General features: G+C 70.0%; 14 protein-coding genes. 6 read left to right on the forward strand and 8 right to left on the reverse strand.

The annotated features are described in order from the left end of the window. Positions 1 to 119: 119 nt before the first annotated feature. The 3 genes from ABIC63_RS06080 to ABIC63_RS06090 all read left to right on the forward strand — a co-directional run bounded on the left by ABIC63_RS06080 (position 120) and on the right by ABIC63_RS06090 (position 3,679). Positions 120 to 1,325: a threonine ammonia-lyase gene (locus ABIC63_RS06080; RefSeq protein ID WP_354319073.1), complete on the forward strand. Its 1,206-nt coding sequence runs from the start codon at positions 120 to 122 to the stop codon at positions 1,323 to 1,325. Between the two features lie 131 nt (positions 1,326 to 1,456). Beyond that, positions 1,457 to 1,609 carry a hypothetical protein gene (locus tag ABIC63_RS06085; protein ID WP_017759270.1) on the forward strand — a complete coding sequence of 51 codons (153 nt, stop codon included), beginning with the start codon at positions 1,457 to 1,459 and terminating at the stop codon, positions 1,607 to 1,609. A 216-nt stretch (positions 1,610 to 1,825) separates the two neighbouring features. After that, positions 1,826 to 3,679 carry a phosphoenolpyruvate carboxykinase (GTP) gene (locus tag ABIC63_RS06090; RefSeq protein WP_354319074.1) on the forward strand — a complete coding sequence of 618 codons (1,854 nt, stop codon included), beginning with the start codon at positions 1,826 to 1,828 and terminating at the stop codon, positions 3,677 to 3,679. Positions 3,680 to 3,940: 261 nt separating this feature from the next. Here the strand turns inward: ABIC63_RS06090 and ABIC63_RS06095 are convergent, their stop codons facing one another. After that, positions 3,941 to 4,447 carry a hypothetical protein gene (locus ABIC63_RS06095; RefSeq protein WP_294366314.1) on the reverse strand — a complete coding sequence of 169 codons (507 nt, stop codon included), beginning with the start codon at positions 4,445 to 4,447 and terminating at the stop codon, positions 3,941 to 3,943. Between the two features lie 116 nt (positions 4,448 to 4,563). Between ABIC63_RS06095 and ABIC63_RS06100 the strand changes: the two genes are divergently transcribed. After that, positions 4,564 to 5,547 (forward strand): LysR family transcriptional regulator, encoded by a 984-nt coding sequence (locus ABIC63_RS06100; protein WP_294366312.1) that lies wholly within the window; start codon positions 4,564 to 4,566, stop codon positions 5,545 to 5,547. Between the two features lie 65 nt (positions 5,548 to 5,612). Here the strand turns inward: ABIC63_RS06100 and ABIC63_RS06105 are convergent, their stop codons facing one another. After that, positions 5,613 to 5,786 carry a hypothetical protein gene (locus tag ABIC63_RS06105; RefSeq protein ID WP_354319075.1) on the reverse strand — a complete coding sequence of 58 codons (174 nt, stop codon included), beginning with the start codon at positions 5,784 to 5,786 and terminating at the stop codon, positions 5,613 to 5,615. A gap of 146 nt (positions 5,787 to 5,932) precedes the next feature. Between ABIC63_RS06105 and ABIC63_RS06110 the strand changes: the two genes are divergently transcribed. Continuing rightward, the gene (locus tag ABIC63_RS06110) at positions 5,933 to 6,760 is read left to right on the forward strand and encodes a metallophosphoesterase (RefSeq protein ID WP_354319076.1); all 828 of its coding nucleotides are present in this window, start codon (positions 5,933 to 5,935) and stop codon (positions 6,758 to 6,760) included. A gap of 47 nt (positions 6,761 to 6,807) precedes the next feature. Next, positions 6,808 to 7,011, forward strand: coding sequence for a hypothetical protein (locus ABIC63_RS06115; protein WP_294366305.1), 204 nt, complete (start codon positions 6,808 to 6,810; stop codon positions 7,009 to 7,011). Between the two features lie 64 nt (positions 7,012 to 7,075). Here the strand turns inward: ABIC63_RS06115 and ABIC63_RS06120 are convergent, their stop codons facing one another. Genes ABIC63_RS06120 through ABIC63_RS06145 form a run of 6 tightly spaced genes read right to left on the reverse strand, consistent with a single transcriptional unit; the run spans position 7,076 to position 13,528 of the window. After that, positions 7,076 to 7,882, reverse strand: coding sequence for a crotonase/enoyl-CoA hydratase family protein (locus tag ABIC63_RS06120; RefSeq protein ID WP_294366303.1), 807 nt, complete (start codon positions 7,880 to 7,882; stop codon positions 7,076 to 7,078). Positions 7,883 to 7,920: 38 nt separating this feature from the next. Further along, complete coding sequence (locus ABIC63_RS06125) at positions 7,921 to 8,811, reverse strand: SDR family oxidoreductase (RefSeq protein WP_354319077.1); 891 nt, start codon at positions 8,809 to 8,811, stop codon at positions 7,921 to 7,923. Continuing rightward, positions 8,808 to 9,632 carry an enoyl-CoA hydratase/isomerase family protein gene (locus ABIC63_RS06130; protein ID WP_354319078.1) on the reverse strand — a complete coding sequence of 275 codons (825 nt, stop codon included), beginning with the start codon at positions 9,630 to 9,632 and terminating at the stop codon, positions 8,808 to 8,810. Before ABIC63_RS06130 ends, ABIC63_RS06125 begins: the two co-directional genes overlap by 4 nt. Then, on the reverse strand, positions 9,632 to 10,813 hold the full coding sequence (locus ABIC63_RS06135) for an acyl-CoA dehydrogenase family protein (RefSeq protein WP_354319079.1): 1,182 nt from the start codon (positions 10,811 to 10,813) through the stop codon (positions 9,632 to 9,634). The genes ABIC63_RS06130 and ABIC63_RS06135 overlap by 1 nt, the downstream gene beginning before the upstream one ends. Before the next feature lie 49 nt (positions 10,814 to 10,862). Beyond that, a complete protein-coding gene (locus ABIC63_RS06140; protein WP_354319080.1) occupies positions 10,863 to 12,425 on the reverse strand; it encodes an acyl-CoA synthetase in 1,563 nt (520 codons plus the stop codon). Positions 12,426 to 12,445: 20 nt separating this feature from the next. After that, on the reverse strand, positions 12,446 to 13,528 hold the full coding sequence (locus ABIC63_RS06145) for a CaiB/BaiF CoA transferase family protein (RefSeq protein WP_354319081.1): 1,083 nt from the start codon (positions 13,526 to 13,528) through the stop codon (positions 12,446 to 12,448). Between the last annotated feature and the right edge of the window lie 96 nt (positions 13,529 to 13,624).

Here is a 13,624-nt window from a genome sequence, read left to right on the forward strand (position 1 = left end):
AAGGCACGAATGCCCCGGGGCGGCTGCGCGTGCTCGCCGGCGCCGGTGCAGGGCCGCATGCGATCGCAGGCACGTGTGCGGCGCAGGCCCGCGTGCGCAGCGGCGCCACAATGCCAGCCATGGTCTCCCTCCAAGACATCGAAGCCGCCGCCCGGCGCCTGGAAGGGCAGGTGTTGCGCACACCCTGCGTGGAATCGCGCACCCTGTCGGACATCGTCGGTGCGCAGGTCTTCCTCAAGTTCGAGAACCTGCAGTTCACCGCCTCCTTCAAGGAGCGTGGCGCCTGCAACATCATGGCGCAGCTGGCTGCGGCCGACGTGCCGCCCAGGGGCGTGATCGCCATGTCGGCCGGCAACCATGCGCAGGGCGTGGCCTACCACGCGCAGCGCCTGGGCATTCCCGCCACCATCGTCATGCCGCGCTTCACGCCGGGCGTAAAGATCGAGCGCACGCGCGGCTTCGGCGCGAATGTGGTGCTGTTCGGCGATTCGCTGGAGGCGGCGCGCGCCCATGCCTACGAGCTGGCCGAGCGCGAGGGCCTGGCCTTCGTGCATCCCTACGACGACGACGCCATCATCGCGGGCCAGGGCACGGTGGCGCTGGAGATGCTGGAGGACGTGCCCGAGCTGGACACGCTGGTGGTCTCGGTCGGCGGCGGCGGCCTGCTGGCCGGCATGACGGTGGTCGGCAGGGCGCGTCGGCCCGGGCTGCAGATCGTGGGTGTGCAGACCGCGCGCTTCCCGGCCATGGTCAACGCCGTGAAGGGCACGCAGCACGTCGCCGGCACCAGCACCATCGCCGAGGGCATCGCCGTGGGCACGCCCGGCGAACGCACCCGCGAGATCATCGCGGCGATGGTCGACGACCTGGTGCTGGTGGACGAAGGCGACATCGAGCAGTCGGTGCTGATGCTGCTGGAGATCGAGAAGACGCTGGTGGAGGGCGCCGGCGCCGCCGGCCTGGCCGCGCTGATTCGGCACCCGGAGCGCTTCCGCGGCCGCAAGGTGGGCCTGGTGCTCTCGGGCGGCAACATCGATCCGCTGCTGCTGGCCGCGATCATCGAGCGCGGCATGGTGCGCGCCGGCCGCCTGGCGCGCCTGACGGTGAGCGCGCGCGACGTGCCCGGCATGCTGGCCCGGATCACGGCCACGGTGGCCGAGGCCGGTGCCAACATCGACGAGGTGCACCACCAGCGCGCCTTCACGCTGCTGGCGGCGCAGAACGTGGACATCGAACTGGTGCTGCAGACCCGCGGGCGCGAACACCTGGCCTCGGTCATCGCGGCGCTGCGCAACGCCGGCTTCGAGGCCGAGGAAAAGCGCTAGTCGCGGGATAGCGCAAACCCGCTGCTGGAGCGCCTCGGCAGGAGAAACCCCGAGACCCAGTCGCTTTCCTGGGAGAAGGGGTGCTTGTTAACATCTTTCTCCTTGTCCGCTTAGAAAAGAGACGCTCGCCCATGTCCACTCCCACGCCCGTCGAGCCCGGCCACGATGCCATCATCGAGAAAGACGCGGTGGAAGGCATCGTTCCGCTGATGCCCATCGTGCTGCCCATTGCTGGCGGCATCCTGATGCTGCTGCTGGCTTCGATCGCGGTGTACCTGGCCTGAGTGCCGAGGGCGTGCATGAATCCGGCCTGAGCGCCATGCCGGATTCCTCCATGCCTTCCGACGGACTCGCGGGCTTCACGCCGCGCGCGACCTGCCGCCTGCGCCGACCGCGACCGCGGAATCCCTGACCGAAGACGTTTTCTCCAACGACGTTCACGCCGCGCGCCCCGCGACGAGCGTCGTTCGAAAAGACAGTTTTCTTTTCAGGAGTTCACCATGAGTCCCAGCAATCTGCAGGCCCCCGACTACGTCAAGAATCCCAAGCTCATCGCCTGGGTGGCCGAGATGGCGGCCCTGTGCAAGCCCGAACGCATCCACTGGTGCGACGGCAGCCAGGAAGAGTACGACGCCCTGTGCAACCAGCTCGTCGAGGCCGGCACCTTCAAGCGCCTGAACCCGGCCAAGCGCCCCGACTCCTTCCTCGCCTGCTCCGACCCGAGCGACGTCGCCCGCGTCGAGGACCGCACCTTCATCTGCAGCGACAAGAAGGAAGACGCCGGCCCCACCAACAACTGGATGGCCCCGGCCGAGATGCGCGCCACGCTGCAGCCCCTGTTCGATGGCTGCATGAAGGGCCGCACCATGTACGTGGTGCCCTTCAGCATGGGCCCGCTGGGCTCGCCCATCGCGCACATCGGCATCGAGCTGTCCGACAGCCCGTACGTCGCCGTGAACATGAAGATCATGACCCGCATGGGCCGCGACGTGTACGACGTGCTGGGCGCCGAGGGCGAGTTCGTGCCCTGCGTGCACACCGTGGGCGCGCCGCTGCAGGCCGGCCAGAAGGACGTGGCCTGGCCCTGCAACAAGACCAAGTACATCGTCCACTACCCGGCCACGCGCGAGATCTGGTCGTACGGCTCGGGCTACGGCGGCAACGCCCTGCTGGGCAAGAAGTGCTTCGCCCTGCGCATCGCCTCCAACATGGGCCGCGACGAAGGCTGGCTGGCCGAGCACATGCTCATCCTGGGCGTGACCAGCCCCGAGGGCAAGAAGTACCACGTGGCCGCCGCCTTCCCCAGCGCCTGCGGCAAGACCAACTTCTCCATGCTCGTGCCGCCGGCCGGCTTCGAGGGCTGGAAGGTCACGACCATCGGCGACGACATCGCCTGGATCAAGCCCCAGCCCGATGGCAGCCTGCGCGCCATCAACCCCGAGGCGGGCTACTTCGGCGTGGCACCGGGCACCAACTTCAAGACCAACCCCAACTGCATGGCCAGCCTCGACAAGAACGTGATCTTCACGAACGTCGCGCTGACCGACGACGGCGATGTGTGGTGGGAAGGCATGGAGGCCGATGCCCCCGGCAAGGCGATGCCCGCGCACCTGATCGACTGGCAGGGCAAGGACTGGACGCCGCAGATCGCCCGCGAGACCGGCGCCAAGGCCGCCCATCCGAACGCGCGCTTCACGGTGGCCGCCACCAACAATCCCGCACTGGACGAGGCCTGGGACGACCCCAAGGGCGTGAAGATCGACGCCTTCATCTTCGGCGGCCGCCGCTCGACCACCGTGCCGCTGGTGACCGAGGCCCGCAACTGGACCGAAGGCGTCTACATGGCCGCCACCATGGGCAGCGAGACCACTGCCGCCGCCGCCGGCCAGCAGGGCGTGGTGCGCCGCGACCCCTTCGCCATGCTGCCCTTCATGGGCTACAACATGAGCGACTACTTCCAGCACTGGCTGGACCTGGGCAAGAAGCTGCAGGCCTCGGGCGCCAAGCTGCCGCACATCTACACCACCAACTGGTTCCGCAAGGGCGACGACGGCAAGTTCGTCTGGCCCGGCTACGGCGAGAACATGCGCGTGCTCAAGTGGATGATCGACCGCATCGAGGGCCAGGGCCAGGGCGACGAACATGTCTTCGGCGTGAGCCCGCGCTACGAAGACCTGAACTGGACCGGCCTGGACTTCAGCCGCGAGCAATTCGACAAGGTCACCAGCATCGACAAGGCCGCCTGGCAGGCCGAACTCAAGCTGCACAGCGAGCTGTTCGAGCAACTGGCCCACCACCTGCCGGAAGAGCTGCCGCAGACCAAGGCGGCCATCGAGCAGCGCCTGGCGGCTTGACCTAGAGCAGCACCCCCCATGCCGCTTCGCGGCTCCCCCCTCTCTGGCGCCTTCGGCTTGGAGGGGGGCGCACCCAGCGGCCTGGCCAAGCCAGTTCCGCGGGTGCACTGACATGGCCTGCTCCGCGGCCATTTGATCTTTGCTGGCGCGTCTGGGCTCTATTTCGCATCCCGCCCGTGAGCCGCAGACGAAAAAAAACCGCCCGAGGGCGGTTTTTTCGTGGGCGCTTGCCGCCTTTAGTGTCGGCGGACCAGACGGCGCTCAGTAGTAGCGGGCCAGGTGGCTGGCGGTGGCCTGGTGCACGCGCATCTTGGTCTGGGCCGGCACGGCGCTGTCGACCGCCGAGACCGATTCGGCGCGGGTGATGGCCGCCTGCAGGTCGTTCATGATGCGGGTGTCGCGGTGTGCGGCGGCAAGGAAGCGCTCGTCGGCGCGGGCAGCGGCCTGGGCGCGCTGCAGGCTGTTCCAGCGCTCGACCAAGCCGATGGCCAGGCTCTGCGCAGCGCCGGCGGCGTACAGCGACAGGCCGCCGAACACCAGGGCCCACAGCACCATCCAGGCGGCCAGCAGGCTTCCGTCGGTGATCTCGGCGACGAAGCGCTCGGCCACCACCAGCGCAGCGGCCAGCAGGGCGGCGACGACCATCATGAGCGCGCCACCGCGGGCCTTGAAGCTGCGGCCGGCATCGCGGATGTAGGCCGCGGTTTCCTCGGCGCGGCGGACGCCGGGGTGCGAGACGGGTTGGTCGACGTGGACGAAAGTGGTCATGGCAATCCCCTCCTAGGGAAGAAAACGGTGGGCAACAGTGCCGATGGGCTGAATATTAGGGTTTGCCCCAGTGTTCTTCCACTTTATAGTGGTGATGCTCTTCATTCATTGGAATGATGAACGTCAATTTCCGCACACTCGATCTGAATCTCCTGCGCGTCTTCGACGAGGTGATGGCCGAGCGCAGCCTCACCCGCGCCGCCCGCAACCTCTCTCTGACCCAGCCCGCGGTGAGCAATGCCCTGCGCCGCCTGCGCGAGACGCTGGGCGACGAGCTGGTGCACCGCGCCGGCAGCGGCGTCGAGCCCACGCCGCGGGCCCTGGCCCTGTGGCCGGTGGTGCGCGACGCCTTGCGCCACATCCAGCACGCCATCGCCCCCACGGCCTTCGAGCCGGCGCAGGCGGACGACAGCTTCGTGCTGGCCATGGCCGATGCCACCGCCACCGAGCTGATCCCCGGCGCCGTGCGGCTGCTGGAGGCGGAGGCGCCCGGCGTGTCGCTGCGGGTGGTACCGCTGAACACGCGCGACCCGCGCGGCCTGCTCGACAAGGAATCGGCAGACCTGGCCATCGGCCACTTTCCGGCGGTGATGGCCGACCTGACGGCCCGCACCCAGGCCGGTGAAGCCGTGGCCTTCGAATCGCACCGCCTTTACGTGGGGCGCTACGTTTGCGTGATGCGTAGCGGCCATCCGCTGGCCGCGCAGGAGCTGACGCTGGACGCCTTCTGCGCCGCGCGTCACCTGCTGGTGAGCTTTTCCGGGCGGCCCTGGGGTTTCGTCGACGAGGCGCTGGAGGCCATCGGCCGTCGCCGGCGCATCGTGCTGACGGTGAACCAGTTCTTCACGGCCGGCAAGGTGGTGGCCGATTCGGACCTGCTGACGGTGCTGCCGCGCCATTTCGTGAGCAGCACCGGCGTGAGCGACGGCCTGGTCGTGCGTGAGTTGCCGCTCACCCTGCCGCTGGTGCACGTGGATGCGCTGTGGCACCGGCGTATGCAGGCGGCACCGGGTCACGCGTGGCTGCGCGACCTGATCGTGCGGGCGGCGGGCGATGCGTTTGCCCGCACCCTGGCGGAGTACGTGCTGCCGCGGGCCTGAGTGGCTTGCGGCCTATCCCGCCGGTGCTCCGGTTGCCGCTTATCTTGCGCCAGCCTGGCGATACCTCAACGGACGACGCGCAGCCAGGCGGAAGCGGCTTCGCGCAGTTCCTGCGCGTGGTGCGGATCCAGGCCGGCCATCGCGTCGGCGGATTCGAAGAGATCGGCGGCCGGGCTGGCGGGCACGGGGGCGGCGGTCGGTTGCATCCAGCGGGACCAGAAAGTGAGCAGGGAAGACATGATGTTTCGCGGCTCCACGCCGCGTGTATGTAGGTATGGGTAGAAGAATAGGGTTTTCCCTAGTTTTCACAACCCCAACTCCATGCCGTCCGCGCATGGCGCCGCAGCGACCGCGACATGGGCTGTGAATTTCTACACTGGTGCGCATGAAGATCCAGCTGCTGTCGGACCTGCACCTCGAGACCTATCCCGAATTCGTCGCCCATCCCGCGCCCGGCGCCGAGCTGCTGGTGCTCGCGGGGGACGTGGGCTCGTACCAGCGCGGCTCGCAGCTGACGGACCCGGATTTCGGCCTGGGCCGCTTTTCCCCGAAGCGGGGCTGGCCGGTGCCGGTGATCTACGTGCCCGGCAATCATGAGTACGACGGCCTGGATTTCGACGAGACCCATGCCCGTCTGCGCGAGCACTGCGAGGCGCTCGGCATCGTCTGGCTGGAGCGCGAGATGCAGATGCACCAGGGTGTGCGCTTCGTCGGCACCACGCTCTGGGCCGACTTCGACGCCCTTGCGACGCCGCAGGACGACACCGTCGCCCGCGTTCGCAAGCGCGGCAAGGCCATGCGCGCCGCCGATTTCTACCTGGCCAAGGCCGCCACCACACGCGGCGGCCAGCCCTTCATGGCAGCCGAGCTGCGCGCGCAGGCCCTGGCGTGCCAGGACTGGCTGCGCGAAGCACTCGCCCAGCCCTTCGACGGTGTGACGGTAGCCATCACTCACTTCGCGCCTTCGCTGGCCAGCGCCGACCCGCGCTACGGGCTGGCGCCGGGCACGGCAGGCTTCTGCAATGCGCTGGACGAGTTGCTGCCGCTGGCCGACGTCTGGATGCACGGCCACCTGCATTGCGCCTTCGACTACGTGAAGTCAGGCTGCCGCGTGGTCGCCAATCCGCGCGGCTACGAGGAAAAGGGCGAGCAGGCCGGCTTCCTGCCGCTGGGCTGCGTGGAACTGCCGACGCAGCCTCGGAGTCGACCCTGAAGCGTCCGGTGCTGAATGCCGGCCATCCTCATCCAAGGAACCGTTCGATGACCTCTCGATTCGCCCCCGGCGCCCGGCGCGCCGCCCTCACCCTGGCACTGATGCTGGGCCTTGCCGCCCTCGGCACCGGCTGCGCGAGCAGCGGCTCGGCCAGCGGCGGCAGCACGGCATCCACGGGCGGCAGCGGTGTGGAGGTGTTCGGCACCATCGACGCTGGCGTCAGCGGCGTGCGCAACAAGTCGGGCCGCTGAGCGGCGGGACGCCACCCCGCAGATCGGATGGGAAGCGCGCCGAGCCGCGAAGGGGGAAGCGGGCTCAGTCCTCGTACCTTGCCGGGCGCTTTTCCATCCCCGCGCGCACTGCCTCCCTCTGATTCGGGCTACCGATGAGCGCCTGCTGCTCCCGCGCTTCGGCGAGCAGCAGTTCCTCGGGCGTGGCGTGTGCCGTCAGGCGCATCAGCCGCTTGGCGGCGCGGATGGCGCTGGGGCTGCTGGCGGCGATCTGGCGCGCCATGGTCCGGGCCTCGGTCAGCGGATCGGCGCTGACCCGGGTCGCCAGGCCCAGCGCGGCGGCCTCGGTGCCATCGACCACGCGGCCGGTGTAGACCAACTCCCGCAGGTGGTCGCCGCGCACCAGCGGCGCCAGCAACGCGCAGCCCGCCATGTCGGGCACCAGGCCCCACTTGATCTCCAGCACCGACAGGCGCGCATCGGCCGCCACTAGGCGGATGTCCGCGCCCGCTGCCAGCTGCAAACCGCCGCCATAGGCCACGCCGTGCACCGCGGCGATGACGGGCACCGGCAGCTCCTGCCAGCCCCAGCAGACCTGCTGGAAGCGGTTGGCGATGCCATGGGTGCGCGGCAGCAGGTCGGTGAAGCCGCCAGCGGGTTCGCCGCCCGCCATGCCGGCCATGCTGCCCATGTCCAGTCCGGCGCAGAAGGCGCGACCTTCGCCGTGCAGCACCACGGCGCGCAGGCCGGGCTCGGCCTGCAGGCGCGCCAGGGCATCGAGCAGGGCGTCGAACATGGCGGGGTCGAGCGCGTTCATCTTGTCGGGCCGGGCGAGCGCCACCTCTGCCACGCCGCCGTCCACGTCGACCCGCACACGGGTGGGGGAAGTCATCGAAAAAAGTCTCCTGTGCAAAGCCCGGCGGCGGGATCTCAGGCCGTGCGCTGGGCGCGGTCGGCCGCGTTGCGCGAGGCGATGGACTCGCGCGCCTTCGCCCAGTCGTCATCGCCCCAGGCGGCCAGGCTGGCGAAGTTGCCGCCGGTGGCCTGATATTGCCCGCCATCGATGGCAATCGTCTGTCCCGTGAGGTACTCGGCCTGTCGGCTCATGAGGAAGACCGCCAGGTTGGCCAGCTCGGGCATGCGACCGGCGCGCTGCATGGGATTGCCCTCGGGCTTGTGCTCGCCGCCCTGTGGATTGAGGCGCGCGCTCATGCCCTCGGTGGGAAAGAGCCCCGGCGCGATGGCGTTGCAGCGGATGCCGCGGTTGCCCCATTCCACCGCCAGCGACTGGGTCATCGCATGCACGCCCGACTTGGCCATGGCCGAGGGCACGACGAAGGGTGAGCCGTTCCACACCCAGGTCGTGAGGATGGACAGCACGCTGCCGCGCTGCCCTGCCGCCAGCCAGCGCCTGCCGCATTCCAGCGTCATGTTGAAGCTGCCGCGCATGACGATGTTGGCCACGGCGTCGAAGGCGCGCATCGACAGGTCCTCGGTGCGGCTGACGAAGTTGCCGGCCGCGTTGTTGACCAGGCCGGTGAGCGGCCCGCCGTCGGCCCAGATGGCGTCGAGCATGGCCTCGATGGCGTCAGGCTGCCGCACGTCGCAGGCATGGCCGGCCGCCTTGCCGCCGTGGGCCGCCATCAGCTCGCGTGCGGTCTCTTCCACCACGGGGCCGCGCCGGCCGCAGAGGTAGACGTCGGCGCCCAGCATCAGGAAGGCCTCGGCCATGACGCGGCCCAAGCCGGTGCCGCCGCCGGTCACGAGGATGCGTTCGCCGGCCAGCAGGCCGGGCTTGTACATGAGGTCGTCGAAAGTCATGGAAGAGAGCTTGGTGAGGATGCGCCGTAGCGCGGTTCGCGCCGCTCGAGGAAGGCGCGCACGCCTTCCTGGAAGTCGGGCGTCTGGGTGCACAGCACCTGGTTGCGGTCTTCGAGGGCCATGGCCGCCTCCAGGCTCGCGGCGTCCACCGCATGGCCCAGCGCGTCCTTGGTGAGGGCCAGGCCCAGCGGCGTGGCGCGCAGCATGTCGGCGCACAGGCTGCGCGCCTCGGCCTCGATCTCGTCCATGGGGCCCACGCGGCTGACCAGGCCCAGTTGCTGCGCACGCTGCGCGTCGATGAAGCGACCGGTCAGCAGGTATTCGGCGGCCACCGAACTGCCGACCATGCGCGGCAGGAAGTAGCTCACGCCCACGTCGCAGGCCGACAGGCCGATGCGGATGAAGGCGGCGTTCATGCGGGCATCGGGCGTGGCCAGGCGGATGTCCGAGGCCAGCGCCAGCGCGAAGCCGCCGCCGCTGGCCGCGCCCTGCACCAGGCTCACGATGGGTTGCGGGCAGCGCCGCATGGCGACCATGATGTCGCGGATGCCGCGCTGGCGTTGGAGCATCGTGGCGGCATCGGGGATGCGGTCCAGGTCCACGTCCCGCAGGTCCAGCCCGGCGCAGAAGGCCCGGCCCGCGCCGCGCAGCACCACCACGCGGGCGGAAGACTGCAGCGTCAGGCCCTGGAAGTACTGGCGCAGGGCCAGCACCAGCGTGTCGTCCAGCGCATTCAGGCGTTCGGGCCGGTGCAGCGTGAGCCAGGCGACGCCGGCTTCCTCGCGCACCTGCAGCACATCGTTGGCGGCGGGCGTCGTCATCACAGCGCCCGCGAGATGACTTCCTTCATGATCTCGCTGGTGCCGCCATAGATGCGCTGCACCCGCGCGTCGGCATACATGCGCGTGACCAGGTATTCGTTCATGAAGCCGTAGCCGCCATGCAGCTGCACCAGTTCGTCGAGAACACGACCCTGCGCCTCCGAGCCCCAAAGCTTGGCCATGGAGGCGGTGGCCGTGTCCAGCTCGCCGGCCACGATCTGCTGCACGCAGCGGTCCATGAAGGCACGTCCCACCATGATCTGCGTGGCCACCTCGGCCAGCTTGAACTTGGTGTTCTGCATCTCGGCGATGGGCTTGCCGAAGGCCTTGCGCTCGCGCACATAGTCCAGCGTGGCGGCATAGGCGCCTTCCATGCAGGCCACGGCGCTGACGCCGATGATCAGCCGCTCGTAGGGCAGGTCGCCCATCAGCTGGTAGAAGCCCTGGCCCTCCTGGCCGCCCAGCAGGCCATCGGCCGGCACCACCACGTTGTCGAAGAAGAGCTCGGAGGTGTCCTGCGCCTTCATGCCCATCTTGTCGAGCACGCGGCCCACGCGGAAGCCCTCGCGCTGCATGCCGGGCGCGTCATCGCCCGCAGGCGCCGCATCGGTCTCCACGATCAGGATCGAGGTGCCGCGTGCGCCCTGCGTGGGGTCGGTCTTGCACACGACCAGGATCACGCCGGCCAGGAAGCCGTTGGTGATGAAGGTCTTGCTGCCATTGAGCACGTAGTGGTCACCCTGCCGCTCGGCCCGCGTGCGGATGCCCTGCAGGTCCGAGCCGGCGCCGGGCTCGGTCATGGCGATGGCGCCGATCAGCTCGCCGCGGGCCATGCGCGGCAGGTACTTGCGCTTCTGCGCCTCGGTGCCGTGATTGAGGAAGTAGTGCGCCACGATGGAGTGCACCGAATTGCTCATGCCGGAAAGGCCGCGGCGCGCCATCTCCTCGTAGATCACCGCCTCGTGCCGGAAATCGCCGCCACCGCCGCCGTACTCCTCGGGGATGTCGGTGCACAGCAGGCCCAACTCGCCGGCGCGGCGCCAGAGCGCGTGGCCGACGTGGCCGCGTTTGCGCGCCGCTTCGTCCTGCGGCTGCATCTCGGATTCGATGAAACGCACCGCGGTGTCGCGCAGCGCCTCCAGCTCCTCGTTGCTCCAGGAGCGCTTCAGGTTCAGGGGCATGTCTGTCTCCTTGTCGGGCGCAACCGGCCGCGCCGGGCTGCGCGGTCGGTCAATTGACGTTGCGGGCGCGGCCGGCCCAGAAGGGGGCACGCAATTCGAACTTCTGCAGCTTGCCGGCGGCCGACAGCGGCAGCGCGGCGCGGAACTCCACCGAGCGCGGGCACTTGTAGCCGGCGATGCGCGCCCGGCAATGGGCGATCACCTCGGCCTCGTCCAGCGACTGGCCCTCGCGCAGCACCAGCACCGCATGCACCCGCTCGCCCCAGCGCTCGTCGGGCACGCCGATGACGGCGCACATGGACACCTGGGGCAGCTGGGCGATGGCGTTCTCCACCTCGGCCGAATACACGTTCTCGCCGCCGCTGACGATCATGTCCTTGAGCCGGTCGACCACGAAGAGGTAGCCGTCGGCATCGAGCCGGCCCATGTCGCCGGTGTGCATCCAGCCGTCCCGCAGCGCCGCGGCCGTCTCGGCCGGCTTGTTCCAGTAGCCCTGCATCACCATGGGTCCGCGGGCGGTGATCTCGCCCACCTCGCCGGGCGGCAGCTCACGGCCCTCGCCGTCGACGATGCGCACCTCGGCGATGGGCACCGGCCGGCCGGCGGCGCGCAGCAGGCGCTCGCGCTGCGGGCCGGGGCGGTGCTCCTCGGGGCCGAGGGTGACGACGGTGGGCGCCAGCTCGGTCATGCCGTAGGCCTGGGCGAAGTCGGCGCCGGGCAGGGCAGCCATGGCCTGCGCCAGCAGCGTCGCGTCGATGGGCGCGGCACCGTAGAGCATCAGCTTGAGGCTGGACAGGTCGAACTCGGCGAAGCGCGGATGCTCGATCAGCCGCTTGATCATGGTGGGCACCAGGAAGATCTCGTTGGCCCGGTGCGCCTGAACCGCCGCCATGATGGCCACCTCGTCGAAGGCCGGCACGATGACCTGCGGCACCAGCCGCTGCGCCATCAGCAGCGACAGCCCGCAGCCCGCCACATGGAACATGGGCGAGACCACCAGCCCCACCTGCACGCCCACGCGCGGCACCGCGCTCGCGTTGGACAGGGCATTGATGTAGAGGTTGTCATGACCCAGCATCACGCCCTTGGGCCGGCCCGTGGTGCCGCCGGTGTACATGACGGCGGCCAGATCGGTGCCGCCGCGCCGCAGGTCGTCGCGAGGTGCGGCCTCGGCCAGCAGGGCTTCGTAGCCCAGCGCGCCCTCGGGCGGCGTGCCGCGGCCGCAGAAGATCACCGTGCGCAGGCTGTGGGACAGCTCGCGCAGCTGCGGCACCAGCGGGGCGAAGGCATCGTCCACGATCAGCACGCGGGTGTCGCAGTCGTCCAGCGAGTAGGCGACCTCGTGCGGATTCCAGCGGATGTTGACCGGGTTGACCACGGCGCCCGTCCACCAGCACCCGTAGAAGTACTCCAGGTAGCGCACCGAGTTGAGGGCCATCATGCCCACGCGGTCACCCGGCGCCACGCCCAGCGCCGCCAGGGCGCCGGCCAGGCGCTCGATGCGGCCGGCCAGCTCGGCCCAGCTGCGGCGCTCGTCGCCGCAGATCGCCGCGGTCTCGGCCGCCTTCTCGCGCCGGCCCTTGTGGACGGATTGGGTGAGGGACATCGTCATGGCCGTGCGCTCCGGGGCCGTCAGACCTTCGCGCCCCAGGCGGCCAACACCTCGTCCAGGCTGGCGGCCTGCGGTGCGGCGGGCTCGGTGGGCGTGCTGCGCGAGAAGCGCGGCGCCGGCGCCGGCTGCACCACGCCGTCGACCTCGGTGAAGGTGTTTCGCGCGCGGTTGTGGGCGTGCTGAGGCGCCTCGTCCCAGTCCAGCACCGGCGCGAAGCAGGCGTCGGTGCCTTCGAGCAGGGCGCACCATTCGTCGCGCGTGCGGGTGCGGAACACGTCCGCCAGGCGCAGCTTGAGCAGCGGCCAGCGGGCCGGGTCCATCTGGCCGTCGAAGAGCGGATCGTGGATGCCGCAGCGCTCGCGAAGTTCGGCATAGAACTGCGGCTCGATGGCGCCGATGGCCACGTACTTGCCGTCGGCGCAGGCATAGGTGTCGTAGAAGTGGGCGCCGCCGTCGAGCATGTTCTCGCCGCGCTGGTTGCTCCACTGGCCCTTGGCCTTGAAGCCGTACATGAAGGCCGAGAGCAGCGCCGTGCCGTCCGTCATCGCCGCATCGATGACCTGGCCGCGGCCGCTGCGGCCGGCCTCGTGCAGGGCGGCCAGCAGGCCCACGGCCAGCAGCATGCCACCGCCGCCGAAATCGCCCACGTAGTTGAGCGGCGGCACCGGCGCCTCGCCCGCGCGGCCGATGGCATGCAGCGCGCCGCTGATGGCGATGTAGTTGATGTCGTGGCCCGCCGCCTTGGCCAGCGGGCCATGCTGGCCCCAGCCCGTCATGCGGCCGTAGACCAGCCGCGGGTTGCGGGCCAGGCAGTCGTCGGGGCCCAGGCCCAGGCGCTCCATCACGCCGGGGCGGAAGCCCTCCACCAGCAGGTCGGCCTTGTCGATGAGGGCCAGCGCCGCCGCCTGGCCGTCGGGGCCGCGCAGGTCGATGGCGACCTGCCGGCGGCTGCGGGTGGTGATGTCCTGCGGATCGGGCGCGACGCCGGGGCGGACGATGCGCAGCACCTCCGCGCCCAGGTCCGCCAGCAGCATGGCGCAGAAGGGGCCGGGGCCCAGGCCGGCGAACTCGACCACCCGGACGCCGTGGAGCGGACCTGCCATCGCGTTGTCTCCTTGTGTGTGCATGGCGCGGGCCGGCCTTGTCGCCGGTCCCTGCCCCGATCATGGCGCAGCCGGCGCTGCACCCGGAATCGTCGG

Source organism: Pseudacidovorax sp. 1753, assembly GCF_040544975.1.
Taxonomy (GTDB): Bacteria; Pseudomonadota; Gammaproteobacteria; order Burkholderiales; family Burkholderiaceae_C; genus Xenophilus.

What these genes read in the sequence shown, in the direction of transcription:
- ABIC63_RS06090 (WP_354319074.1), top strand. Translation starts at nt 1,826, where the DNA reads ATGAGTCCCAGCAATCTGCAGGCCCCCGACTACGTCAAGAATCCCAAG.
- ABIC63_RS06130 (WP_354319078.1), bottom strand. Translation starts at nt 9,632, where the DNA reads ATGACGACGCCCGCCGCCAACGATGTGCTGCAGGTGCGCGAGGAAGCC.
- ABIC63_RS06095 (WP_294366314.1), bottom strand. Translation starts at nt 4,447, where the DNA reads ATGACCACTTTCGTCCACGTCGACCAACCCGTCTCGCACCCCGGCGTC.
- ABIC63_RS06105 (WP_354319075.1), bottom strand. Translation starts at nt 5,786, where the DNA reads ATGTCTTCCCTGCTCACTTTCTGGTCCCGCTGGATGCAACCGACCGCC.
- ABIC63_RS06120 (WP_294366303.1), bottom strand. Translation starts at nt 7,882, where the DNA reads ATGACTTCCCCCACCCGTGTGCGGGTCGACGTGGACGGCGGCGTGGCA.
- ABIC63_RS06110 (WP_354319076.1), top strand. Translation starts at nt 5,933, where the DNA reads ATGAAGATCCAGCTGCTGTCGGACCTGCACCTCGAGACCTATCCCGAA.
- ABIC63_RS06135 (WP_354319079.1), bottom strand. Translation starts at nt 10,813, where the DNA reads ATGCCCCTGAACCTGAAGCGCTCCTGGAGCAACGAGGAGCTGGAGGCG.
- ABIC63_RS06140 (WP_354319080.1), bottom strand. Translation starts at nt 12,425, where the DNA reads ATGACGATGTCCCTCACCCAATCCGTCCACAAGGGCCGGCGCGAGAAG.
- ABIC63_RS06115 (WP_294366305.1), top strand. Translation starts at nt 6,808, where the DNA reads ATGACCTCTCGATTCGCCCCCGGCGCCCGGCGCGCCGCCCTCACCCTG.
- ABIC63_RS06125 (WP_354319077.1), bottom strand. Translation starts at nt 8,811, where the DNA reads ATGACTTTCGACGACCTCATGTACAAGCCCGGCCTGCTGGCCGGCGAA.
- ABIC63_RS06145 (WP_354319081.1), bottom strand. Translation starts at nt 13,528, where the DNA reads ATGGCAGGTCCGCTCCACGGCGTCCGGGTGGTCGAGTTCGCCGGCCTG.
- ABIC63_RS06100 (WP_294366312.1), top strand. Translation starts at nt 4,564, where the DNA reads ATGAACGTCAATTTCCGCACACTCGATCTGAATCTCCTGCGCGTCTTC.
- ABIC63_RS06080 (WP_354319073.1), top strand. Translation starts at nt 120, where the DNA reads ATGGTCTCCCTCCAAGACATCGAAGCCGCCGCCCGGCGCCTGGAAGGG.
- ABIC63_RS06085 (WP_017759270.1), top strand. Translation starts at nt 1,457, where the DNA reads ATGTCCACTCCCACGCCCGTCGAGCCCGGCCACGATGCCATCATCGAG.